This is a genomic window from Natrinema sp. LJW11 (assembly GCF_056135975.1).
This window is the reverse complement of record NZ_JBWBDM010000013.1, coordinates 15,947-39,706: the sequence shown is the minus strand read 5'-3', so window position 1 is coordinate 39,706 and position 23,760 is coordinate 15,947. Positions and strand designations below refer to the sequence as shown.

Below are 23,760 nucleotides of genomic sequence, written 5' to 3'. Positions count from 1 at the left end.
TTTGCCTACTGCAACCGAGGTTGAGGTGTATGAAGCGATCGGTCCGGACAGCGGTCTGGTCGACGGGCCTCGCGGGCCTGCTCGTCGCCGCTATCGTCGTCAGCGCCGCGCTCGGACCGGTACGGATCGATCCCCTGCTGGTCGCGATGGCGATCCTGAACGAGGTCGTCCTCCCAGCGGGCATCGAGGCCGGAACCGGAACCCTGCCAGTTCTCGGCTGGTCCGTTCCGGTGTTGGGCCTCGAGTACGCGTCCGTCTTCTCGTTCGACGTTCCCGAAACGCATCAGTTCATCGTCACGCAGATGCGACTGCCCCGCATCGTCCTCGCGGCCACGGTGGGGTTCGCGCTCGCCGCCGCGGGGACGGTGATGCAGGGGTTCTTCCGAAACCCGCTCGCGGACCCCTCGATCATCGGCGTTTCGTCCGGCGCTGCGGCCGGTGCGGTCGCGCTGATCGCCTTCCCGGCGATCGTGCCGTTCGGAAACCTCCATTTCGCCGCGTTCGTCGGCGCGCTCACGACCGCGTTTCTCGTCTACGCCATCGCGACCGAGGGCGGCAAAACGCCGGTCGCGACGCTACTGCTCGCCGGCGTCGCCGTGCAAGCGTTTCTCGGAGCCGTCATCTCGTACATGCTCATCCACAGCGGCGACGGTCTCAGGGAGGCCGTCGTCTGGCTGATGGGGAGCCTGCGAGACCGCGGCTGGAGCGACGTGGCGTTCGCGCTTCCGGTTACCCTCCTCGGCGGCCTCGTTCTCGGGGCGTACGCGCGGGAACTCAACGTGCTCCTGCTCGGCGAAGAGGACGCACACCACCTCGGCGTCGATGTCGAGCGAACCAAGCTACTGTTGCTCGCGCTGGCGAGCATCGTCACCGCTGCGGGCGTCGCCGTTACCGGCGTAATCGGCTTCGTCGGGCTCATCGTTCCGCACATCATGCGCCTGCTCGTCGGTCCCGACCACCGGATCCTCTTTCCGACGAGCGCCCTCGCGGGGGCCTCGTTTCTCGTGGTGACCGACACGATCGCCAGGTGGCCGGCCGGCCCGACCGAAGTCCCCGTCGGCATCGTCACGGCGGCGATCGGCGCCCCGTTCTTCCTGTTCTTGCTGACTCGACGGGAGGTGCATTCGGTATGAGTGGAATCGAGCACGAGCGCGATCGAAAGAGTGCCAATCGGGACCTCGAGCCGGCGACGATCACCGTCGAGAACTGCTCGCTCTCCTTCGGCGACCTCGAGGTACTCGAGGACGTCTCCTTCGCGGTCGAACCCGGGGAGTTCGTCGGCTTCGTCGGGCCGAACGGGGCCGGCAAGACGACGCTCCTCCGCGCGATCAGCGGCGCGCTCGAGCCGGATTCCGGAACGGTCGCGATCGACGGAACCGATATTCACGAGCTCTCCTCGCGGGCCTCGAGTCGGCTCGTCTCCGTCGTCCCGCAGGACACGACGCTGTCGTTTTCGTTCCCCGTCCGCGACGTCATCGAGATGGGGCGGCATCCACACCGCTCGCGGTTCTCGTCGGCGACGCCAGAGGATCGCGCCGCGGTCGAGCGCGCCCTCGAGCGGACCCGGACGACCGAGTTGGCCGACCGGCCGATCGACGAGGTCAGCGGCGGGCAGCGCCAGCGGGTCGTGTTAGCTCGGGCGATCGCCCAGGAAACGCCGGTCATGCTGCTCGACGAACCGACGGGGAGCCTCGATGTCAATCACCAGATCGAGACGCTCGAACTGGTCCGCGAACTGGTCGACGAGGGACGGACCGTCTGTGCGGCGATTCACGACCTCGATCTGGCCGCGCGCTACTGCGACCGACTCGTGATGCTCGCCGACGGCGACGTCTATCGGAACGGTCCGCCGTCGGACGTGCTCACGGGTGACGCACTCGGCGACGTCTTCGACGCGAGCGCGACGGTCACCACCCATCCGCTCACAGGGTCGGAAACGGTGACGGCGTTCCCGCGTTCCGTTCCGGACGGCGCGTGGAACGGAACCGATCTCGGCACCGTTGGGATCCACGTCCTCGGAACCGGAGCGATCGCTGCGCGCGTGCTCGCCCGACTCGAGAACGTGCGAGACCAGGACGACACGCGAGACCAGGACGGTGCGGCCGAACCCCCCGCCCTCGAGGTCGGTCTCGGCCCGGTTACTGACGGCGATACGGCGGCCGAAACCGGCCGATCGCTCGGGGTCGACTGTGTCGAAATCCCGCCGTTCGAGTCGCTCTCACCGGCCCATCTGACGGCGTTCGAGACGGCCGTTCGGGAGGCCGACGTGACCGTCGTCGCCGAGAGCGTGCTCGAATCGTCCGGCGGGGGGACGCGGCGCCTTCTCGAGGTCGTCGATGGGGTAGCGGACTCGGTCGTGATCGCAACGCGGGGAGAAGACGAGACGCCGCGAAGCGACGCCGGCGCGTCGCGAGAACGGGGATCCGAGGTCGCGGACGGATTCCGACCGGAATCCGCCCTCGAGGTGCCAGTAGAGCGGGTACTCGAGGGGGTCGCGGACGCGATCGAAATCAGTGGTGACGCGTCACGCTCGATTCCGGACGCGGAGTCGTCGGATACCGAATCGACGTCGTCGGACGGCGACTCGAGTTCGGGCGTGTCGGTCGAGTCCTCGAGCGACTGAGATCACCACCCGAGGAGTCGGAGGACGATTCCGAGAACGACGCCCGAGAGGCCGACGATAATCCCCACGCCGGGGATAATCGGAATCGGAATGAGGCCGATTGCGAAAACAATCGCGAGGACGATAACGATCGTCGAGATTCGAACCATACTCGAACGTGTCTGTCACGCCGGGTAGACGTTGGGCTTGCTTGATACGGGTTCGCCACGCAGGAGTGGCGGAAAACGGATGGTCAGTGGGAAATCCGCGCGAATCGGTTCCTTTCAGCGACGGGTGACAACGGTACCAAAAACGGACAGTCGGCTACGACGGGTGCTGACGGCGCTTTAGAGGCGATTATATGCGATGGCGATGATGACGCTCCCGATCAGGATTCCGCCCATCCACTTCGTCACGCCGTTGAAGGCGAGTAACTGAGCGCCGACGAGCGAGACGAACACGAGCGCGTAACGGACGAGTTCGGGACCGTCCGTCGCAACGTATACTGTTCCGGCGACGAACAGCCCGATTCCGAGCCCGACGAGAGTGCCGGCCGAGAGGACGATTCCCGAGAGGACGAGCAGGAGTCCGATGTAAACGATGCTCGATTCGGGAAGGCTAGCCGTGGACCGCTTGTTTCGGAGGGGGTTCATACACGTTCATCGAGTCACGGGTTAATTACTGTTCTGGCGATCGACACGTGTACCGAGACGGCGAATCCGAGGAAACACGGACCGCCGACGATCCGGCCGTAACTGGACGGTTTTTTACCCTTCCGCCTCCGAGTGGCCGCCAATGACCGAGTACGATTACGAGTCCCTCGGACTCGTCGCCGGGCTGGAGATCCACCAGCAACTCGACACGGCGACGAAGCTGTTCTGCCCGTGTCCGACCGACCGCCGCGAGCCCGAGGCGTCGACGCGCCGGTTCACGCGCTACCTCCACCCCACCCGGAGCGAACTGGGCGAACTCGACGACGCCGCCGTCGAGGAGAGCATGGTCGAACGCGAGTTCGAATACCTCGCCTACGACTCGACCTGTCTCGTCGAGGAAGACGACGAGCCGCCCCACGAACTCGACGACGAGGCCCTCGAGACGACCCTCGAGGTCGCCCAGCTGATGGACATGAGTCCCGTCGATCAGGCTCACGTCATGCGCAAGATCGTCGTCGACGGCTCGAACACGTCGGGCTTTCAGCGCTCGTCGCTGATCGCCACCGACGGCGAGATCGACACGAGCGAGGGGACGGTCGGCATCGAGGACATGCTGCTCGAGGAGGAGAGCGCTCAGCGCGTCGAAGAGACCGACGACGGCGTCCGCTACAGCCTCGACCGATTGGGGATTCCGCTGGTCGAAATCGGGACGAGCCCGGACATTTCGAGCCCGGAGCAGGCCCTCGAGGCGGCCGAACGGATCGGGATGTTGCTGCGCTCGACCGGGAAGGTCAAGCGCGGACTGGGGACGATCCGCCAGGACGTCAACGTCTCCATCGAGGAGGGCGCTCGCGTCGAGATCAAGGGCGTCCAGAGCCTCGACGACATCGACGACATCGTGCGCAACGAGGTCGCTCGACAGGCCGAACTCGTCGCAATTCGAGACGAACTCGCACAGCGGGAGGCGTCGGTCGGCGACGTTCGGGACGTGACCGAGGTCTTCGAGGACACCGAGAGCGGCGTCATCGCCGGTGCAGTGAACAGCGGCGGATCGGTGATGGCGGTCCCACTCTACGGCTTCGACGGTATCGTGGGTCGCGAGATCGCTCCCGACCGCCGGCTCGGAACCGAGTTCTCCGATCACGCGAAACGACACGGCGCGGGCGGGATCTTCCACACCGACGAACTGCCCGCGTACGGGGTCACAGAGGACGAAGTCGCGTCGCTTCACAATGCAGTCGGTGCCGGACCGGAAGACGCCGTGGCGATCGTCGCCGCCGACACCGAGATCGCGGAATCGGCGATCGACGCCGTCGCGGAGCGGGCAGGAACCGCGCTCGAGGCCGTCCCCGAGGAGACGCGCGGTGCGAACGACGACGGGACGACTCGATACCTGCGACCGCTGCCCGGCGCGGCGCGGATGTACCCCGAGACGGACGTGCCGCCCGTCGAACCGGACCCGAGCGACGTTCCGGAACCCGAGCTGCTGACCGCGAAAGTCGAGCGCTACCAGGACGAGCACGGACTCGGAGAGGGCCTGGCCGAGCAGGTCGCCTACGGCAAGCACATGCCGCTGTTCGAGGACGTCGTGGCGGACGGGATCGATCCGACGCTCGCGGCGACGACCCTCGAGTCGACGCTGACCGAACTCCGGCGCGACGACGTGCCAGTCGAGAAGCTGACTCGAGAACACCTCGAGGCGGTCTTCGCGATGGCCGAGGGCGGTGACCTCGCGCAGGAGGGCGTTCCGGATCTGCTGACGGCGCTCGCGGAGGAACCGGACCGATCGGCCGAGGAAGCCGCCGAGGCCGCCGGACTCGGTTCTGCGGGCGAGGAAGAAGTCCGGGAGGCAGTCGTCGAGGTCGTCGACCGAAACGAGGACCAGGTCGAGGCGGAGGGAATGCAGGCGTTTTCTGGACTCATGGGCGAGTGCATGGGTGCGCTGCGAGGGAAGGCGGACGGGGACCTCGTGAGCGAACTTCTGCGCGAGGAAATCCAGAAGCGAGCGTAACAGCTCCGTCCGACTGTACGGACGCCTCGAGCGACGGCATCGAGTCGGCGGACCGACCGATTCTGAGACCGGCAGCGGTACTCGGACCGACCGCTAATCGGGTACAGCGGTTTCGGGCGGCTCCCTCGTCCTAGTATGGTATAATACACCTTCAACTTATATCGAGTCGCCCCCAGAAACCTTTATCAGTACTTCCGTTGGAAAAACTCGCAACGAGAATACATGATTGACAAGACAACCGAGATAACGGCCGTCTGCTACGTTCGCGCGCCCCTCCTGCTCGAGCCGGTCGACGCCCAGATCGAGACGCTTCAGGCCTGCGAATCCGAGGGAGCGGTCGACGAGTTGCTCCTCCGGAGCTGGCCCAAGGAAGTCGCGCTCTCCGAGGAGAGCCCCCACCAGGAAGTCCTCGCGAACTTCGAGCGTTTCGTCCAGTGGGCCGACGAGCGCGGGGTGAGCGTTCGCCCGCCGTTTCGAAAGCGGACGACGACCTCGCAGGTGACCGGAACGACGCGACAGCGGCTCGTGACGCCGCTGTTGTGTCTCGAGCTGTACGCGGACGACGATCTGATCGGCGTCTTCCCTCACTCGAACGAGACGACGGACGAGACGTATACGACCGACGAGGCGATCGCCACGCTTCGAACGGACGAAATTCCGACGCCGCTCGGATCGGTCAGGGATGCGGACGCGGACCTCGAGTCGGCCACGTCGGATACCTGCCCCGACTGCGGCGGCTCCCTAATCGATGGCCAGGGACTGTTCGCCTGTAGCGACTGCGGGTGGATCGGCACCGTCACCGAATTCGGCCGATACGAGACTCGGCCGGACCGACCCGCACGAGAGCGAGAGTCGATGGTTGCTGAGTCTCGAGAACAGTAGTTGGGAATACGGTTTCGTTATCCAAAGACGGGCGTGAAAAACGCGTTTAGCATAGTAGAACCCATTCCCGGGAGATTTTCTCCCACGTTGGTCTTTTTTCCCCATCAATTTGAACTGGGTCCGGCACGCGGCAGATAGTATGTCACGGACCTCAATTCCCGATCTCAACGAAAAGTACGACGACGGGGAGCCGCTGACGATGTTGACTGCGTATGACGCACCGATCGCCCGACAGGTCGATCGCGGTGGTATCGATATGATTCTGGTTGGGGACACGGCGGGAGATAATCACCTCGGATACGACGATACGATTCCGGTCACGATGGAGGAGGCGCTGTCGAATACCTCGGCAGTCGATCGTGCTGTCGAGGACGCGATGGTTATCGGCGACATGCCCTTCGGCAGCTATGGCCAGTCGATGGAAACGTCCGTGGACAACGCGGTACGGTTTATGAAGGAGGCTGGCGCCGACGCAGTGAAACTCGAGACGGCACCCCACGGTGAGACGACGATCGAGATCATCGATCGGTTGACCGAACTTGGAATCCCCGTGCAAGGGCACATCGGACTGACGCCGCAGCGGATGAACCAGATCGGTGGTGGGTACATTCAGGGCCGGAATCACTCAAGCTCGGCAGCCGTGGACGCGCTCGTCGAAACCGCCGAGCGACTCGAAGAAGCCGGCGTATTTGCGGTCGTTCTCGAGACGGTTACGGAGGAAACCGGAAAGGCCGTCACCGACGCAGTCAACGTCCCAACCATCGGTATCGGTGCCGGACGATACGTCGACGGCCAAGTGCTCGTAATCACCGACTTGTTGGGACTCGGCGGCGAGTCGTTTACCCTTTCGAAGCAGTATGCCGACCTTGACTCGACAATCACCAATGCGGTCGAAGCGTATGTGACCGAAGTCGAGGATGGGGAGTTCCCGGCTGAGGAAAACGTCTACGACGCAGTCGAGGAGTGAGCCAATACGATTGGTCACTGACGCTACGGTGGTTGGACCTCAGTTTTCGAAATCGATCAATACGCACGCGTAGTTGCCGAATTTCCTCGTTCGGTTTCAATCGTATTCTTGAATACCGAAACCGATCTACTAGCTACTGATAACACTGCATGGCTGCGGCTTCGTGACTACTCGCGAGCGAACTCCCCGCCGTACTCGGCTTCGATTTCGACCCTCGAGCCGTTCGTAACGAAATCGACCGTTTCAGCCTCCGTTCCCAGCGACGACTCGAGCCGGGCTTTGTCGACGCGGTCCTCGCTGCCGTAGGTGACGACCGCGTTCGCGGTCGCGTCGCTTCCGGTCACTGCGAGTTGCTGGTGGACGCCGTAGGATCCCTCGACGGACCCGAATTCGAACTGGAGGCCGTCGTCGTCGGCCGCTTGGTCGTCCGAGAGGGTCTCCGCGGCGAACTCGTCACTGTCGGTGTACAGACAACACGCGATCCCGCCGTTCTCGCCGGCGCGGAGGAGGCGGTCGAACCCCTCGTCTACTTCGTGTTTCGGCTCCCGATCGCCGGCCGCCGTTGCGACCGTTCGTTCGACGGCCGCGACCGGATCGAATTCGGAATCGGTTCCGTTCGGATACGAGTACGCGTACACGCCGCCAGAGACGCCGACGACCTCGTCGCTCTCGCTGTCGGTGTAGACGACGTACGCGTCCCCCTCGCTCTCGACGGTATAGCTCGCAGCCCCGAGGTCCGTCTCGAGGCCGTCTCGGTCGTACGAGCCGACGAACGCGTAGACGCCGTCGGCGTAGACGAACTGTTCCTCGCCGTCAGTCGTCTCGTTGTTCTCGGTGTACGCGTTTCGCCCGGCCGAGTCGACGAGTTGCTGGATACCGAACGAACAGAGGAGCGCGACGACGACCGGATTGCCCACGAGCGGGTCCGTCGGTTCACGGCCGGCCTCGGCATCCTCGTCGTCGAGCAGGGCGTTCATCGTTCCGACGTTGATCGCCCCGTAAAAGTACTCCGAGCGCTCGTTGGTCGGGAGCATCGATGCGTACGGCGGGAGATCGCCGTCGATCGAGTCGCTCTCGTCGCTGTCCTCGGTACCGTCGCCGTTCCCGTTTGACGCCTCCGAACAACCGGCCAGAAGCGCCATCCCACCACCCAGTAGACTCAACGCGTTTCGTCGGTGAAGGTCAGTCATCCAGTAGTGGTGGTTATTGGGTGCGTATTACTGTACTGGCCGTCGAGGGCGACTGAGGTGACTGGTTTGACGTGTTCCGTTCGAGGAATCAGTCCTCGGCAGGCCGTTCGGTCGCCCGACGGAGGAGTCCAAGCAGCGTGTTCGCCTCGCGTTCGGTCAGATCGGCCCGACCGAACACCCGCCGGAGCATGCGCATCGTCTTGTCGCGTTTCTCCTCGGGGCGGTTGATCTCCTCGAGCAGGGCCGCCCACTGGTCGTAGAACCGATCGAGGGTCGGTTCGGGGGCGCGGACGCGCTCGAGGTCGGGCAACTGCGTCTCGTCAAGGGTCAGCGACCGAAGTTCGTAGAGCGTGATCGTGGCCGCCTGCCCGAGATTGAGCACGGGGTACTCTGCGTTCGCGGGGATCGAGCAGATCTCGTCTATCTGAGCGAGTTCCGCGTTCGTCAAGCCGACGCGCTCGCGACCGAACACGAGCGCGGTCGGCGATTCGACGGTCGGCAGCCGTTCGGCCAGCTCGGCGGGCGTCGAAAAGGGAAAGCGCGTGTGGCTGTGATCGTCTTCGTTCGTGACGGCCGTACACCCGATCGTGTGATAGTTCTCGACGAGCGTATCGAAACCGATCTCGTCGGCGTTCGGGAGGACGTCCTCTCGAGCGTGCCCCGCGAAGCCGTACGCTTCCCCGTCGGGGTCCAGTTCCGGCGGATCGACGAGCAGGAGGTCCTCGAAGCCGAAGTTCTTCATCGCTCGAGCGATGGTCCCGACGTTGCCCGGCGACTGTGCGTCGACGACTGCAACCGACGGCGTCGTTCGACTCCGAGGCGATCCGTCCGGGATCGATTCGTCGGTCATTGGGGTGTCGGTGCCGCGAATTTCGGACGAAGCGTTTCCGATGATAGTTCGGGGATCGTTCCGACGAGGGGTGTGAGCCGTGACGCCGGCGCTGTAACGACTGACGCGTTCATAGCCGGAGGTACCGAGTGCGAACGCAAAAAGAACGCGTTCACGTCTCGATGACCGCTACTCGCCTCGGGTTTGCGATTGGATTAGTCTCACCTTCTCACCTTTTTCCTCTTCCTCTTTCTCTTCTTTCCTTCACTATCTAGCTAGTTCTAGTCTAGACTAGTCTAGAAGGACGGTACGCTATCGACGGCGATAGACATCTCGTGTCTGTCCGCTCTATCGTGAATAGCGCTTTTATTGCCAATAGCGGCCGTATCGTGACTGCCAGTGATACCGCATCTCTGGGAAGCGAGAGCGCGCGTACCCGATTGAACCAGCGGCGGTTCTCGAGTAGCGTCTACTATGGTAGTCCTCGAGTATGGACTATGGCGGTCCTGGAGGAGTCGCTACTGGCCTTTCGTCTCGGAGAGGGTGAGAGAGGGACACACCCCCCTCGCGTTTGTAAGGCGATCTAGGTGTGGGGGTCTCTCGTTGGAACACACCAGTGTCGCGGATGTAAAATCGATCCGTTTCCGCCCTAATATGGGGAAAATCGGACATAATTCTCGACCACCCCTCCCTTATTGCTCTTACAAACGCGAGGGGGGTGTGGGCCCCGCGTACCGAGTACCGAATCGCTCGTTCGGCCGCTCGAGCCCTCGTTCGTCGAATCCGTGCGGATTCTCTCCTCGGCGGCCGAACGACTCTCACCACCGAAACCGGGTGCATCGCGGTCGTTAGCCCGTCGAGCGCACGAGCTTTACATCCGCGATGGGGGTGTCCGTGGTGACCGCGCTGGTCTTCGGCGGTTAGAAGCGCGAGGCCGGCGTTCAGGTCGGATTTCGGTTACGCGGCCGCGAGGTCCCATTCGAGTCGCTCTTCCGTACTATTTACATCCGCGATCGATCCCCACACCTTTATTTCAATCCAGTTGGAAGGAGCGCGGTACCGCAATGTCCGCCAACGACGATCGAGACCCGCTCTTCCGGTACGACGATCCGGTCTTCGCCGACGAGCGCCTGCTCGAAATCACGCACCTCCCAGGCCCCGATCGGATCGTCGGACGCGACGAGCAGATGCAACGGGTTGCGGACGCCCTGAACCCGGCAGTCTTCGGGAGCGAACCCAATCACCTGTTCATCTTCGGCAAGACCGGCACCGGTAAATCGCTCATCTCGCGGTCGGTCACCCAGCGCGTGATCACCGAGGCCCAGCACGACGACATCACCGTCAAGTACGCATTTATCGACTGCGGAGAGCAGAACACGGAGGCGTCGATCGTCAAGACGATCGCCCAGATCGTCAACGATCCCGAGGCGAGCGGGGTCAGCGTCCCCGACCGGGGGTTGGGCACCGGCGACTACTACAAGCGCCTCTGGCAGTCCATCGACCACTGCACCGACGTCACCATCGTCATCTTGGACGAGATCGACATGCTCGAGGACGACGAGGTCCTCCGAAAACTCTCACGGGCCGGCGAAAACCGGCGCATCTCGGACTCGAGCATCGGCATCATCGGCATCTCGAACAAGATCGACTTCCCCGACCACCTCTCCGAACGCGTCAAGTCGAGCCTCTCGCGGGACGAACTCGTCTTCTCGCCGTACGACGCCAACCAGCTCGTCGAGATCCTCGAGAAGCGCCGCGACGCCTTTCACGACGGCGTGCTCTCCGACGACGTCATTCCGCTCACCGCCGCGCTCGCCGCGCAGGAACACGGGGACGCCCGAAAGGCGATCGACATCCTCCGGAACGCGGGCCGGATCGCGAAGAAGCGAAGCGACACGCGAGTGACCGCGGATCACGTCCGCGACGCCAAGGAGAAGACCGAGGCCGACCGGTTCAACGAACTGATCGAGGGCTCTCCCCAGCAGGCCAAAGCGATCCTCTACTCGCTGACGCTGCTGACGGAGAACAGCCCGGAAAAGGAGTTTCCGACGAAGATCATCTACAACCAGTACAAGGAGATCGCTCGCCGACTCGATTTCGACGTCCTCTCCGAGCGCCGCGTCCAGGAGATCCTGCAGGAACAGAACTTCCTCAACGTGATCCAGTCCGAGCGCGAGGGCCGCGGACGCGGCCGCGGTGCCCACGCCAAACACCGCCTGCTCGAGAATCCCTCGATCGTCAAGAAGGTGCTCCTCCGGGACTCACGGCTGGCGGTTCTCGAGGACGAGGCGTAGACGCTTTCAGCCGCCGTTCTCGACTCGTCCCGGCCATTTTCGGCTCACTTCGACTCGTCCTCCGGCCACCTTCGGCTCACTTCGACTCGTCCTCCGGCCGTCCTCGATCGCCGCCGGCACTGCTCCAGTTCGCCGGAACCGGGGTGCCTTTTTGTTTCGCTTCCCGAGACCGGGTATGCACAACGTCGACGCCGCCGGTCTGGGGATCGGAGACGACTACCCTCCCCGGATCATGGGCGTACTGAACGTCAGCGCGGAGTCTCCCTACGACCCGAGCGTCTTCGACGATTCCGGCGAGGCGGCTCGCTACGTCGACGAGGAACTGATCGGCGAAGGGGCCGATATCGTGGACATCGGCCTCGAGTCCGCGAACAAGCGCTTCGACGTGCTTTCCGCTGAGGAGGAACTCGAGCGGCTCCACGTCGCGCTCGACACGATCGAGAGCGTTTCCGGGGACGCGATCTTCTCGATCGAGACCCGCTACGCCGCGGTCGCCGACGAGGCCCTCTCGAAGGGGTTCGACATGGTCAACGATATCTGCGGCTTCGCCGACCCCGAGATGCCCCGGGTCTGCGAGGAGCACGACGTCGCCGTCGCGAAGATGGCGAGCCCGCCGGATCTCGAGCGGCCGGGGGCAGTCGAGGAAACCGACTGGGCGGCCCGAAAACCGCCCGGCTGGGCGGCGACGTCAGACTACGTCGATCAGGTTTACGAGGCGTTGAAACAGAACGGGTTGACCGACAAGACGATCGTCGACCCCGCGTTCGGGGGGTGGAGCGAGGCCCAGACGCTCGCGGACGACCGCGAGACGTTCCGCCGGCTCCGGGAGTTCCGCGCGCTCGGGCGACCGATGCTGATCTCGATCAACCGGAAGAACTTCCTCGGCGAGATCGCGGACCGGGAGACCGAGGAGCGACTCCCGGTCAGCCTCGCGGCGACATCGATGGCCGTCGAACGCGGCGCGCACGTGATCCGGACTCACGACGTGGCCGAAACGCGGGACGCGGCCCTGATCGGGAAGGCGTTCACCGAGCGCGCGAGCGTCACCGCTGACGGACTCGCGATTTCGCAACTGGACGTCCACTCCACTCGGGAGTTCCGAACGCAGCTTCGGGAACGCGGCATCGATCCCGCGATCGCCGGCGACTGGCAGACCCAACTCCTCGAGATCGACGGCCTCGCGCCCGACGCGATCGACCGGCTCACGGCGATCGCAGACGAGCACGGCGCGGTCGTCCGACGGGTGACCGCCGGGAACTGCGTGATCGTGGGATCCACAGATGCGATTTCTGACGTTGCCACCGATCTTACGGCCAAAAATGACAGTCTCAGTGGTATCGGACGGAAGCTGTCAGGGGTGCTGCGTTAAGAGAAAGCTTATGCCGGATGCTTCGAAAAGGAAGACTGGACGCCGGGCGGCCTCCCGGGTAGGGGTACTTTGGAGGCGACCCCCGGCCCACAACACGGAATTATTGTGGTCTTACGCCGACCAGTGACGACTCCCAGTCGGCGTGTTGCGATCGTTTCTCACGGCACGCAGTACCGTCTTTCACCGCCCACGCGAGGAAACCGACGCGCCGGCTGCTAGCCCACGCTCGGGAATCGGCACACATCACACACCAGACAGCTCACGCTGGATGGCCGAAACGCGGGATCGAGACCGAACACACAAACCGATAGCGCGACGAGACCGAGCATGGAGTTCGACGAGTGGGAGCCCGTCTACGAGTCGATCTGCGGCGACCTCGGCTACGATCGTGCCGGTGACGAACGAGGACGCGATCTCCTCGCGTCGGTTCTCGAGGAGTCGTTCGACCTCACCGACCTCTCGTTCGTCGCCGGAGCGACCGCCGCTATCGCTGGAGCCGGCCCGTCGCTCGAGACCGATGGGGACCTCGAGCGAGCGCGCGAAGCCGACGTCGTCCTCGCCGCGTCGACGGCCGTCGATACGCTCGCGAGCTACGGCATCGACGTCGACTGCATGGTGACCGATCTCGACAAGAACCCCGACACCGTCGAACGGCTTACAGCCCGGGGCGTTCCGGTCGCGGTTCACGGCCACGGCGACAATCTCGCCGCGATTCGCGACGTCGTCCCCGAGTGCGACGGCGCGTACGTCCTCCCGACGACGCAGGCCGAACCCCGCGGACCGGTCCGTAACGTCGGCGGCTTCACCGACGGCGACCGCGCGGCGTTTCTCGCCGACCACGTCGGCGCCGCGCGCCTCGAGTTCGTCGGTTGGGATCTCGACGACCCCACGGTCAACCCCGCGAAAGCCCGCAAACTCGAGTGGGCCGAACGCCTCCTTTACTGGCTCGAGACACGCCGTGACGAGCGGTTCTCGGTGCTCGACGGCCGACGCGATGCGATCGATACGGATGGGATTCCCGTCAGCTCGCGGTGAGTTTGCAGTGATCCCGACCGTCCGCCTTTCGCCGGCGGTCGTCACCGAATTCGATACTCGACGATGTCGCTTCCGCCACAGGACGGACACGCCGATACCGACTCGACCGTCGTGCCACACCGCCGGCACTCCTCGATAACCGTCTGCTCGTCGCTGCGAAACAAGACCGACTCGAGCGCGTTCCGAATCGTCGACCGTGCGGTACCGTTCGATCGTTCCTGACACCTCATAGCCGTCCGATTGCGAATAGCACAATTTGTTATCCCCTTCGTACCGTGAACGACACGAAAATTGAACCGTTATCGACGTTCGGTTCACGTGGTAATCGGTCCCTATACTCTCGGGTGGCGCTGACGTTTTACCGGCGCTTGTCGGTGGACTCGTACCGAACCGGATCGTCAGTCGTCCGTTCGATCCGCCCCTCTCGCTCGAGCGTCCGTCGAAACGCCGCGAGCGGATCGCGGTCGCGTATCGCACCGTCGCGGCCGGGAGCCGACTGCGGACGGCCCCCTCCGGATCGGATGGTCCGGGTATCGCTGCCCCCGACGTTGGGGGTAGTCGTCGGCAGCACTGCGTCACCGACCAACAGGAACCCCTCGCCGGCGAAGGCGGTGTGGCCCAGCGTGTGACCCGGCGTCGCGACGACCTCGAGCCCCGCGATCGTCTGTCCGTCTCGGAGTCGTCCGACGGCGATCTCGTCGGGCATCGCGGAGACCGTATCGCCGCCGATGACCCGTTCGACGGCGCGTTCCGGAACGCCCCAGCGGCGCATCGTCTCGGCGTCGCGCTCGAGGCGGCGGTCGCGTTCGGCCGCGTAGTCGCCGACCAGCGCGGCGTCGCCTGCTCCCATCGCGAGCCTCGCGTCGGCGGCCGTCGCGAGTCGCGGCGCGAGGCCGGCGTGATCGGCGTGCCAGTGCGTGACGAGAACGGCCTCGAGGTCGCGGGGCGAGATATCGGCGCGCTCGAGTCCCTCGCGGAGGTCGCGCCAGGCGCGGTCGGTCGGTGGCCCGGGATCGACGACGGCGCGGTCGTCGACGAGGTACGCGCTGTTGGTCCCCTCCGGCGAGTCTCCGCCGATGTCGATGCGCGTGACGGATTCGGCTGTCATCGTGACTGACCTCTCGCTCGAGGCGTCTTATACGGTCTGCTGTTACTCAGTTCCGGCGCGACCGCGATCCGACCTGCGGTCGCGTCGGTACATCGGTACAGCAAACCGTCTCAGTCTCCCCGTTCGGTCGCGGGTGCGGGACAGCGTCGGGGACTCGAGCACGGCCGATTCACCGCTCGCGGTCGGTTGTTTTGCCGTTCGCGGTCGGCCGTCCTATCTGTCGAGCTCGGTCGATCTCCCGTTCGCAGGCGATCGATCACCGACTATCGCTCCGATCGAGTCACTGGTAATAACAGTTAAGATGAACAGGTGACCAGGATACGATGTGGATCAACGACTCATCGTCACGACGCCGTTTCTCATCTACCTCGTGCTCTGTGGGTTGTTCGGGATGGGGCTGTCGACGGTCGACGCCCCGCTCACGCAGGGACAACCGGCGTTTATCGCCATCGTCGGACTGCTCGGACCGCTGGTGGCGATCGGCCTGATCTGGGCGCGCAACTACGCCTACGGCGCCCCCGTGCTGGTCTCGACGCTGCTCACGAACGCGTGGTTCGTCGTGTACTTCTTCTTCATTCACGACAATCCCGCGAACGTCTTCGCCGTCTCCGGCGACGGATCGACCGCGTACCTGACCGCAACGCTCGGGATGATCGCCGGCTCGCTACTCACCGCGGGCGTCGGCTGCTGGCTGTGGTACCACGAAAGCCCGGGCTTTCGCTCGGCGATCGATCGACTTCTCGCACCCACCGATACGAAGAACTAGCCGCCGACCGCACCGATCCGGTCCGCACCGACGTTCGCGGGGTGCCAGCACCCCGGTACTTTCGGACCTCGAGTCCGTACGGCGACCGTGATCGTTCACTGGCACCGGCGGGACCTTCGGACGATCGACAACCGCGGGCTCGCACGCGCCGCGTCGATCGACGAGCCGATCGTCCCGCTTTTCGTCCTCGATCCGACCGTTCTCGAGCACGCGTCGCCGGTGCGGGTCGCGTGCCTGCTCGAGGCGCTCCGCGACCTGCGGTCTCGGTATCGCCACCACGGGAGCGATCTGCTCGTCGAGCGCGGGGAGGCGAGCGGGGTCGTCCCCGACGTGGTCGCCGAGTACGACGCGTCGAGCGTCGTCTGGAACGAGGACTACAGCGGTCTCGCGCGCGAGCGCGATCGAGCGGTCCGGGCGGCGCTCGCAGACGAGGGCGTCGCCTGCGAGTCGGTCTGCGATGCGATCCACCACGAACCGGGGTCGATCACCCCGAACCAGGGGGACCACTACTCGGTCTTTTCGTACTTCTGGAAGAAGTGGCGCGGTCGCGAGAAGCGAGCGCCCGCGGACGAGCCCAGCGGGACCGATTTCGCGACGGTTTCCGGCGAGCCGATTCCGTCGCTCGCGGCGCTCGGATTCGACGAGCCCGCGGCGACGCCGCCCACCGTAACGACGGCGGCCGCTCGAGAGCGGGTCGCGGACTTCTGTGACGGGCCGATTTACCGCTACGCCGAGGAGCGCGATTATCCGGCTACTGACGGGACGTCGCGGCTCTCTCCCCACTGCAAGTGGGGGACGATCGGTCCGCGGGAACTGTACGCGGCCACGGAACGGGCCGGCGAGCGAGCCGAGACGGCCGACGACCGCGAGAGCGTCCGCGAGTTCCAGCGCCAACTCGCGTGGCGCGAGTTCTACGCGCACGTGCTCGCGTTCAATCCCGAGACGGTCGTCGAGAACTTCAGCGGCTACGCGAACGAGATCGAGTGGCGCAACGACCCCGACGAACTCGAGGCGTGGAAGGCCGGCGAGACGGGGTATCCGATCGTCGACGCCGGGATGCGTCAGCTCCGCTCGGAGGGGTGGATGCACAACCGCGTGCGGATGCTCGTCGCCTCCTTTCTGACGAAGGACTTGTTAACGGACTGGCGGGCGGGATACGACTGGTTCCGGCGGCTGCTCGCCGACCACGACACCGCGAACGACGTCGGTGGCTGGCAGTGGGCCGGCTCGACCGGGACCGACGCGCAGCCGTACTTCCGCGTGTTCAATCCGATGACGCAGGGGCGCGAGTACGATCCCGACGGCGAGTACGTCCGCGAGTACGTGTCCGAACTCGGCGAGGCGACCGCCGACGAGATTCACGGCTGGCACGACCTCGAGCGAGCCGAGCGGGAGCGAATCGCGCCGGCGTATCCGGCACCGATCGTCGAACACGCCGATCGCCGGGAGCGCGCGATCGAACTGTTCGAGCGAGCACGGGGTGAGGGGGAAGTATAACGATGGAGCCGGCCGTCGCTCTGTCCGAGAGACCGCAATCACTCCCACTGTAGAGATATCTAATACCTATCAACCACACACATATTTGCCATCACCCTTATCAGCGGGACTAGCAAAAAGACAGGTATGTCCTCTCTGGACAATACGTCGACGCCCGACGGGCCGGTTCCGCCGACCCAGGCGATCATCGAGGCCATCGCAGCGTGCGAAGGCGTCGACGTCACCGACGTCGAGCCGCCGGCGTACGACCCGCTGTTTGCGGTCGTCAACCCGGAAGCGCTCGACGAACTGTTCACTACCACCACCGGTACCGCCAGCAGCGTGGTAGTCCGACTCGAGTACGAGGGCTACGAAATAGTCGTTCGCGACGGTAGCGACGTCGAGATCCGCAATCGCTCGTCCGGCGACTCCGTCAACGGTCCGATCGAAGAGTAGCCCCGTCTCGGTTCACTCGGCCCAGTGGGCTTCCCCGGGTTGCGTTTCGAAGATCGCCCGCTCGAGCAGGTCGACCGCCTTCTCGAGGCCCTCCCGAGAGCTGGTTAGCGAGTCCTCGTGTTCGATGCTCAGGGCGCCGTCGTAGCCGACCATTCGAAGCGTCGAGACGATATCCTTCCAGTGGGCTTCGCCGTGGCCGTAGCCGACCGACCGGAAGAGCCAGGACCGATCCGGCTCGTCGGTGTACGGCGTCGTATCCAGCACGCCCTTTTCGCGCGCCTGAGCGTCGTAAATTCTGGTGTCCTTGGCGTGGACGTGGTGGATCGCTTCGCGCTCGCCCAGATACCGGATCGCGTCGGTGATCGTGATCCCCTGCCAGTAGAGATGGGAGGGATCGAAGTTCGCGCCGATCCGATCGCCGGTCTCCTCGCGCAGTCGCGCCATCCCGTGGGGCTCGTAGATCAGCATGTTCGGGTGCATCTCGATCGCGATATCGACGTCGTGGTCGGCCGCGTAGTCGGCGATCTCGCCCCAGTACTCGATCGCTCGCTCCCACTGGTACTCGAGGGCTTCGGCGTGTTGGGGCGGCCAGGGCGCGGTGATCCAGTTCGGGGTCTCGTCGGTCGGACTGCCCGCCGGGAGTCCCGAGAAACAGGTGACGGTTCCGACCTCGAGCTGGGCGGCCAGGCGGATCGCCTCCCGAAGTTCGGTGTCGGCTTCCTCGGCTCGCCCCTCGTCGGGGTGGAGCGGGTTGTTGTGGGTTGCGAGCGCGCTGATCCGCATCTCGTACTCCTCGAGTAAGTCCTCGAGTTCGGCCTGTTCGGTCTCGTCGTCGAGATACTCGGCCCGCGTAATGTGGTCCTGGCCGGGATGGCCGCCGACGCCGGGCTCGATCGTCTCGACGCCGATTCCGTCGAGATAGGGGAGCGCGCTCTCGAGCGGTTCGTCGGCCAGCGGTGGGGTGTGAACGCCGATCTCCATGCGGGAAGCGACAACTGCCGGCGCATTAAAACGAGGGCCGGCGAGCATCGGTCGTCGCAGTGCGTCGTCCGGGTATCGGACGATTGCCGTACTCGAACGGAGCTGTCTTCGAGGGTCAGCCGTTGATCGTCAGAATCCCGCCGTTGACAATCACGTCGCTCGCTCCCGCCGGCACGTCGAACTCGAACTGTCTCCCGCCGACGGTGACGATCGCCGTGTCGTCGACGACGTCGACCGACGGGTTCTCGCCGGTCGGACCGAAATCCACGGCGATGACGCTCTCGTCGTCGTACTCGCGGTTCCCGATCGTGATCTCGTCCCTGTCGCCGGCGACGTCCGTCAGTTCGGGAGGCGTTTCCATATCCGACCGTTGGTGACTCCCCACCGTAAACGTCGTGCACGAAATCGCCCCGTCGGTGTGGCGATCCGTTCGCGATTCGAATCGGTTCGGTTCTGTCACCGCAGTCGTCGGCCCGTATCGGTTGGTCTCGGTGGCGAACGGCGGAACCCGGCTATTCGCTGGAGTCGTCCACGTCGTCGATCGCGTACGTCCGTTCCTCCTCGCTCGAGCGGTAGATGCCGTCGATGATCCGCTGGACCGTGAGCGCCTCCTCGACGCTGTTGTCGGGCCCGCCATCGCCGACGATCCGGTCGAAAAACGCCCGCTGTTCGTCCGTGTGGGTATCGTTCTGGCGCGTCTCGATCGTCGTATCCTCGAGGTGGTCGGGACCGACCTTGCTCGCCGAATAGATGGAGAGGTCGCCCTCGAGGAGGTCGAACCGTGCGGCCGCCTCGGTTCCGCGAGCCACGAACTCGTGGGTCGCCGGACGGTTGGTCGCCCAGGCGACCTCGAGCGAAATCGTTCGATTCCCCCCACAGCGGATGAAGGCGCTTGCGGAGTCGTCGACGTCGAAGCCGTCCGGTCCCGCATCGTCGGCCCACATGTCGAGATAGGCGTACTCTTCGCGGGAGCCGAACTCGCTCCGTGCGACGCCGCTTACCTCCGTCACGTCGGGGTAACCGAGCAGGTAGAGGGCGAGGTCGATGGCGTGGACGCCGAGATCGATGAGCGCGCCGCCCCCGGCGATCTGTCGCCGGGTGAACCAGGAACCCCGCCCCGGAATTCCGCGTCGGCGGACGTAGTTCGCTTCGACGTGGGAAATGTCGCCGAGCTCGCCCCGATCGATACGGTTTTTCACGATTCGGACGGTGTTAGCGAACCGGTTGTTGAAGCCGACCATCGCGTACCCCTTCGACGCGGCGGCGGCGTCCGCGATCCGTTCCGCGCTTTCGATCGAGTGGCCCAGCGGTTTCTCGAGCAGGACGTGCAGATCCCGCTCGAGGGCGTCGACCGCGTACTCTTCGTGGTACTTGTTCGGCGTCGTGATGATGACGGCGTCGACGGCGTCGTACAACTCGCGGTGATCGTCGTAGACGTCGACGTCGTACCGTCTGGCGAAGCGCGTTCGCGCTTCGGCGGCGATGTCCATTCCGCCGGCCAGCGTGACGCCGAGCTCTACGAGTCGCTCGGCGTGGTACTGGCCGATGTTTCCCAGTCCGACGATGCCAGTTTCGATATCTGCTCGGTTCGGTGTCATTTCCCTGTGATTCTGGAACTGCCTTCGTTCGTCTCGCACCAGTCTGATACACCCTGTGGCGCTATATCGAATATTCTCGCTCGAGCGACTTCGGTCCGTTGCCAAACGAGGGGACCAGAGCGAACCGAGTACTCGGAGCGGAGCCGACCGGGATCGAGTCGAAAGGGGCCCGATCGTATGGCTCCGCCTTGATTCGGGGGGACTGGCAGCGATTGGGTCCCCCGTCTCGGTCATCGATGAGCCGGGGACTAGCTGTCCGCTTCCTTCCTCGTCGTGCCGGGCTCGCGATCCGGGAGGTCCGTCAGGCCGTGAAGCAGCGCCTCTCCGGTGGCCGTATCGAAGAGGTGAATCTTCGACCGATCCAGCACGACGTCGACGTCCTGACCGGCTTCGATATCCGTATCTGGGGTGACGCTCATCAACAGCTGATTCGGTGACGTCGCGGCGTCTTGTTCCATCGACCCCGCCTCGGCCTCGGCGAGTAACAGGTAGACGAAGACCTCGTCTCCCATCGGCTCGAGGACGTCGGTCCGGGCGTCGATCGGTGCGGTCGGTGCGGAGAGCGAGTCGGCGTATCGGCTCAGATGGACGTCCTCCGGCCTGACTCCCAGCGTGACGGCGTCGCCGACCGTCACGTCCGGAATCCGCGTCGGATCGAGATCGACGGTGAAGTTGTTCGTCTCGAGGCCGTTTTCGACGAGTTCGCCCTCGACGAAGTTCATCGACGGCGAGCCGATGAAGCCCGCGACGAACAGGTTCGTCGGTTCGTTGTAACAGACGAGCGGCGGGGCGATCTGCTGGAGTTTGCCGTCGTTCAGGACGGCGATCCGGTTGGACATCGTCATCGCCTCGGCCTGATCGTGGGTGACGTAGATGACCGTCGCGTCGAGTTCCCGGTGGAGGCGCTGGAGCTCGGTCCGCATGTGGACCCGCAGCTTTGCGTCGAGGTTCGCCAGCGGCTCGTCCATCAAGAACACGTCCGGGTTGCGAACGATCGCGCGGGCGATGCCGACCCGCTGTTGCTGGCCGCCGGACATCTCCGCCGGCATCCGGTCGAGCATTCCCTCGAGTTGGACGATGTCGGCGGCCTGCTCGACGCGACGCCGAACCTCCTCGTCGTCGTACTTTCGGAGCCGGAGCCCGAAGGAGATGTTCTCGTAGACGTCCATGTGGGGGAACAAGGCGATGTTCTGGAAGACCATCGCGACGCCGCGATCTTTCGGGGCGAGGTCGGTGACGTCGTCGTCGCCGATGTACACCCGCCCCTCCGAGGGCGTCGTCAGCCCCGCGACGGTCTCCATCGTCGTCGATTTTCCACAGCCCGAGGGGCCGACGAGCGTCACGAACTCGCCGTCTTCGACCTCGAGGCTGACGTCGTCGACCGCCGTTTCCTCTCCGTACCGTTTCGTGATGTTCTCGAGTCGTACTCGTGCCATTGTGTTACTCTTTGAGCGCGCCGGCAGTCAGTCCGCTGACGATCTTTTCCTGTGCGATGACCACGAGGATCGCGACGGGGATGACCCCGAGGATGCTCGCCGCGGCCATGAGGTTGTACAACACCTGGTACTGCCCCTGATAGGCGAGGATGCCGTCGAGGATCGGGGCCCAGTTTTCGGGCTGGCCGTCCGTCATCAGGAACGAGAAGAAGAACTCGTTGTAGACCGCGATGAAGGTCAACACGCCAGCGGTCGCGACGCCGGGTGCCGACAGCGGGATGATGACGCGGAACAGCGCGCCCAGCCGAGTCGTCCCCTCGACGCGGGCCGCGTCCTCGAGGCCGTCCGGAATCTGCGAGTAGAACGTCGTGAGGATGAAGATCGCCAGCGGCATGAAGATCGCCGACAGCGGCGTCACGAGGGCGAAGGGCGTGTTGTAGAGCGTCCCGTCGCCCGTGATGGGTTCGAGGAAGAAAAACGAGGTGTTAAAGAGGTCGTTCAGCGGGATGAAGAAGGCCGCCGGCGGGAAGAAGGAGATGACCAGCACGAGCAACATGAGCGGCGTCCGGCCGGGGAACTCGAGGCGGCCGAAGGCGTAGCCCGCGAGGCTCGCGATGACGAGGACGACGATCGTCGAGGCGAGCGCGATCACGAAGCTGTTGAACATGTAGACGTGGAAGGGGACGACCTGGAAGACCTCGATGAACGCGCCGGGGTTGAAGCCGTTGGGGGTGAAGACGATGTCCTGGAGCTGTCCCTCGGGCGTCAGCGCGACCATGAGCAGCCAGTAGAACGGAAACAGGGTCGTAAAGAGGAAGAAGATCGCCGCGACGTAGAACATCGCGCGGTACACTCGCTCGGGATGGGAGATGGAGTCGGCGACCCACTGCTGGAGCGGGCCCCGATCGAGTTCCGCCTCGCGGCCGTCCTCGAGGACGTTCGTGCCGCCGTCGGGGCGACGGAGCGTTGGGTCTTGCGGCCGGTCGTCGGAACCGCCCGTCTGTGCGTCGGTCGCGTCCGTCGGATCGGTGGAATCTCTCGGATCGGTCATCAGTACATCCCTCCTTCGGTGTCACGGAAGAGCAGTACGTAGACGCCGATGATCAGGCCGATCACCAGCGCCGTCGCGAACGCCACGGCGGCGGCCGTCGCGTAGATGCGCGTCCCGCCGAACATCGCCTCGACGACGAGACAGCTCAGCGACGGCACCGTGGTACAGCCGGCCGTCGACTCGATCAGTCCGAAGACTCGCATCGCGTCCATCGTTCGGAACAGCATCGCAACCAACAGGGCCGGCATCACGAGCGGGAGCGTGATCAGTTTGAACCGTTGCCACGGCGAGGCCCCGGCCACGCGCGCGACATCGTATAAACTCCGATCGACGCTCTGGAGTCCCGCGAGGATCAGCAGGGCCATGAACGCCGAGGACTTCCAGATGTCGGCCACGAGGATGATGATGAACGCGTCCCGGCTGTTCGCCAGCGGCGTCGCGCTGAAGATACCGAGACTCTGCATGAGGTCGGAGCCAAAGCCGACCGTCGGCTGGAACAGCAAGAAGAAGATCATTCCCTGAATGACGATCGGCACCGCCCACGGGAGGATGATCGCGACGCGGACCCAGCGTCGGCCCCTGAAGTCCTGGTCGAGGACGTAGGCCTGACCGAACCCGATCACCGTCTCGAGGACGACGCTGATGACCGCGAACGCGAGCGTGACGAACAGCGCCTGCTGGAAGAACGGGGTGCCGAGTTCGACGAAGGGGAACGACGACGTCAGTCCGACGTCGAGGAACTGTCGAGCCAGCCGCGCGTTCCCGGTGAGAATGTCGACGTAGTTTTCGATGCCGACGAACGCGCCCAGCGGGTCCAGCCCCCGCGTCTGGTTGGCCCGCAGCGAGATGACGAACGTCCGGATCAGCGGGTAGAACGCGATCAGCGTCAACAGCGCGAACGCGGGCAGCAACAGCAGGTACGCGTACGCCGCTTCGCTCAGGTTCTCCATCCAGTTCATGACGGCGTTGCCGGTCCGCTCCCGGTCCCGGCTCCGTCCGGATTCGCCGCCGGTTAGCGTGCCGCCGTCGGTCAGCGTGCCGCCGGCGGGCGCCGTG

General features: G+C 64.7%; 23 protein-coding genes. 11 read left to right on the top strand and 12 right to left on the bottom strand.

From position 1 onward, the window contains the following. Nucleotides 1–29: 29 nt before the first annotated feature. Nucleotides 30–1,133 (top strand): vitamin B12 ABC transporter permease BtuC, encoded by a 1,104-nt coding sequence (gene btuC / locus AC0QDI_RS23940; protein WP_474672510.1) that lies wholly within the window; start codon nt 30–32, stop codon nt 1,131–1,133. Further along, entirely contained in the window at nt 1,130–2,623 is a 1,494-nt protein-coding gene (locus AC0QDI_RS23935; protein ID WP_474672508.1) for a heme ABC transporter ATP-binding protein, read from the top strand. Before btuC ends, AC0QDI_RS23935 begins: the two co-directional genes overlap by 4 nt. A gap of 2 nt (nt 2,624–2,625) precedes the next feature. Here the strand turns inward: AC0QDI_RS23935 and AC0QDI_RS23930 are convergent, their stop codons facing one another. Next, a complete protein-coding gene (locus AC0QDI_RS23930) occupies nt 2,626–2,772 on the bottom strand; it encodes a hypothetical protein (protein WP_474672506.1) in 147 nt (48 codons plus the stop codon). Nucleotides 2,773–2,949: 177 nt separating this feature from the next. Beyond that, nucleotides 2,950–3,255: a hypothetical protein gene (locus AC0QDI_RS23925; RefSeq protein WP_474672504.1), complete on the bottom strand. Its 306-nt coding sequence runs from the start codon at nt 3,253–3,255 to the stop codon at nt 2,950–2,952. Between the two features lie 142 nt (nt 3,256–3,397). Between AC0QDI_RS23925 and gatE the strand changes: the two genes are divergently transcribed. From gatE to panB, 3 genes are all read left to right on the top strand, one after another. Further along, a complete protein-coding gene (gene gatE / locus AC0QDI_RS23920) occupies nt 3,398–5,266 on the top strand; it encodes a Glu-tRNA(Gln) amidotransferase subunit GatE (protein WP_474672502.1) in 1,869 nt (622 codons plus the stop codon). A 222-nt stretch (nt 5,267–5,488) separates the two neighbouring features. Next, a complete protein-coding gene (locus tag AC0QDI_RS23915) occupies nt 5,489–6,148 on the top strand; it encodes an HTH domain-containing protein (protein WP_474672500.1) in 660 nt (219 codons plus the stop codon). 139 nt (nt 6,149–6,287) lie between these two features. After that, nucleotides 6,288–7,115 (top strand): 3-methyl-2-oxobutanoate hydroxymethyltransferase, encoded by an 828-nt coding sequence (gene panB / locus AC0QDI_RS23910; protein WP_474672498.1) that lies wholly within the window; start codon nt 6,288–6,290, stop codon nt 7,113–7,115. A 167-nt stretch (nt 7,116–7,282) separates the two neighbouring features. Here panB and AC0QDI_RS23905 read toward each other — a convergent pair whose 3' ends face one another. Next, a complete protein-coding gene (locus AC0QDI_RS23905) occupies nt 7,283–8,305 on the bottom strand; it encodes a hypothetical protein (protein WP_474672496.1) in 1,023 nt (340 codons plus the stop codon). 88 nt (nt 8,306–8,393) lie between these two features. Continuing rightward, nucleotides 8,394–9,155, bottom strand: a complete 762-nt coding sequence (locus AC0QDI_RS23900; protein ID WP_474672494.1) for an RNA methyltransferase — start codon at nt 9,153–9,155, stop codon at nt 8,394–8,396. Between the two features lie 1,043 nt (nt 9,156–10,198). Between AC0QDI_RS23900 and AC0QDI_RS23895 the strand changes: the two genes are divergently transcribed. From AC0QDI_RS23895 to AC0QDI_RS23885, 3 genes are all read left to right on the top strand, one after another. Continuing rightward, nucleotides 10,199–11,428, top strand: coding sequence for a Cdc6/Cdc18 family protein (locus AC0QDI_RS23895; protein WP_474672492.1), 1,230 nt, complete (start codon nt 10,199–10,201; stop codon nt 11,426–11,428). A 175-nt stretch (nt 11,429–11,603) separates the two neighbouring features. Next, a complete protein-coding gene (gene folP / locus AC0QDI_RS23890; protein WP_474672490.1) occupies nt 11,604–12,797 on the top strand; it encodes a dihydropteroate synthase in 1,194 nt (397 codons plus the stop codon). 327 nt (nt 12,798–13,124) lie between these two features. After that, a complete protein-coding gene (locus AC0QDI_RS23885; protein WP_474672488.1) occupies nt 13,125–13,832 on the top strand; it encodes a 6-hydroxymethylpterin diphosphokinase MptE-like protein in 708 nt (235 codons plus the stop codon). Nucleotides 13,833–13,873: 41 nt separating this feature from the next. On the opposite strand, the gene AC0QDI_RS23880 is transcribed toward AC0QDI_RS23885, so the two are convergent. Then, the gene (locus tag AC0QDI_RS23880; protein WP_474672486.1) at nt 13,874–14,062 is read right to left on the bottom strand and encodes a hypothetical protein; all 189 of its coding nucleotides are present in this window, start codon (nt 14,060–14,062) and stop codon (nt 13,874–13,876) included. A gap of 128 nt (nt 14,063–14,190) precedes the next feature. Then, nucleotides 14,191–14,940, bottom strand: a complete 750-nt coding sequence (locus tag AC0QDI_RS23875; RefSeq protein WP_474672484.1) for an MBL fold metallo-hydrolase — start codon at nt 14,938–14,940, stop codon at nt 14,191–14,193. Between the two features lie 325 nt (nt 14,941–15,265). Between AC0QDI_RS23875 and AC0QDI_RS23870 the strand changes: the two genes are divergently transcribed. The 3 genes from AC0QDI_RS23870 to AC0QDI_RS23860 all read left to right on the top strand — a co-directional run bounded on the left by AC0QDI_RS23870 (nt 15,266) and on the right by AC0QDI_RS23860 (nt 17,638). Then, a complete protein-coding gene (locus AC0QDI_RS23870) occupies nt 15,266–15,706 on the top strand; it encodes a hypothetical protein (RefSeq protein WP_474672482.1) in 441 nt (146 codons plus the stop codon). An 87-nt stretch (nt 15,707–15,793) separates the two neighbouring features. Next, the gene (locus AC0QDI_RS23865) at nt 15,794–17,203 is read left to right on the top strand and encodes a cryptochrome/photolyase family protein (RefSeq protein ID WP_474672480.1); all 1,410 of its coding nucleotides are present in this window, start codon (nt 15,794–15,796) and stop codon (nt 17,201–17,203) included. 126 nt (nt 17,204–17,329) lie between these two features. Then, the gene (locus AC0QDI_RS23860; RefSeq protein WP_474672478.1) at nt 17,330–17,638 is read left to right on the top strand and encodes a HalOD1 output domain-containing protein; all 309 of its coding nucleotides are present in this window, start codon (nt 17,330–17,332) and stop codon (nt 17,636–17,638) included. 12 nt (nt 17,639–17,650) lie between these two features. Here AC0QDI_RS23860 and AC0QDI_RS23855 read toward each other — a convergent pair whose 3' ends face one another. From AC0QDI_RS23855 to AC0QDI_RS23830, 6 genes are all read right to left on the bottom strand, one after another. After that, a complete protein-coding gene (locus AC0QDI_RS23855; protein ID WP_474672476.1) occupies nt 17,651–18,619 on the bottom strand; it encodes a sugar phosphate isomerase/epimerase family protein in 969 nt (322 codons plus the stop codon). A gap of 115 nt (nt 18,620–18,734) precedes the next feature. Next, entirely contained in the window at nt 18,735–18,980 is a 246-nt protein-coding gene (locus tag AC0QDI_RS23850) for a DUF7127 family protein (RefSeq protein ID WP_474672474.1), read from the bottom strand. A 151-nt stretch (nt 18,981–19,131) separates the two neighbouring features. Continuing rightward, the gene (locus AC0QDI_RS23845; RefSeq protein ID WP_474672472.1) at nt 19,132–20,217 is read right to left on the bottom strand and encodes a Gfo/Idh/MocA family protein; all 1,086 of its coding nucleotides are present in this window, start codon (nt 20,215–20,217) and stop codon (nt 19,132–19,134) included. A 248-nt stretch (nt 20,218–20,465) separates the two neighbouring features. Next, entirely contained in the window at nt 20,466–21,653 is a 1,188-nt protein-coding gene (locus AC0QDI_RS23840) for an ABC transporter ATP-binding protein (RefSeq protein WP_474672470.1), read from the bottom strand. Between the two features lie 4 nt (nt 21,654–21,657). After that, nucleotides 21,658–22,704, bottom strand: coding sequence for a carbohydrate ABC transporter permease (locus tag AC0QDI_RS23835; protein ID WP_474672468.1), 1,047 nt, complete (start codon nt 22,702–22,704; stop codon nt 21,658–21,660). Continuing rightward, complete coding sequence (locus tag AC0QDI_RS23830; protein WP_474672643.1) at nt 22,704–23,654, bottom strand: carbohydrate ABC transporter permease; 951 nt, start codon at nt 23,652–23,654, stop codon at nt 22,704–22,706. The genes AC0QDI_RS23835 and AC0QDI_RS23830 overlap by 1 nt, the downstream gene beginning before the upstream one ends. Between the last annotated feature and the right edge of the window lie 106 nt (nt 23,655–23,760).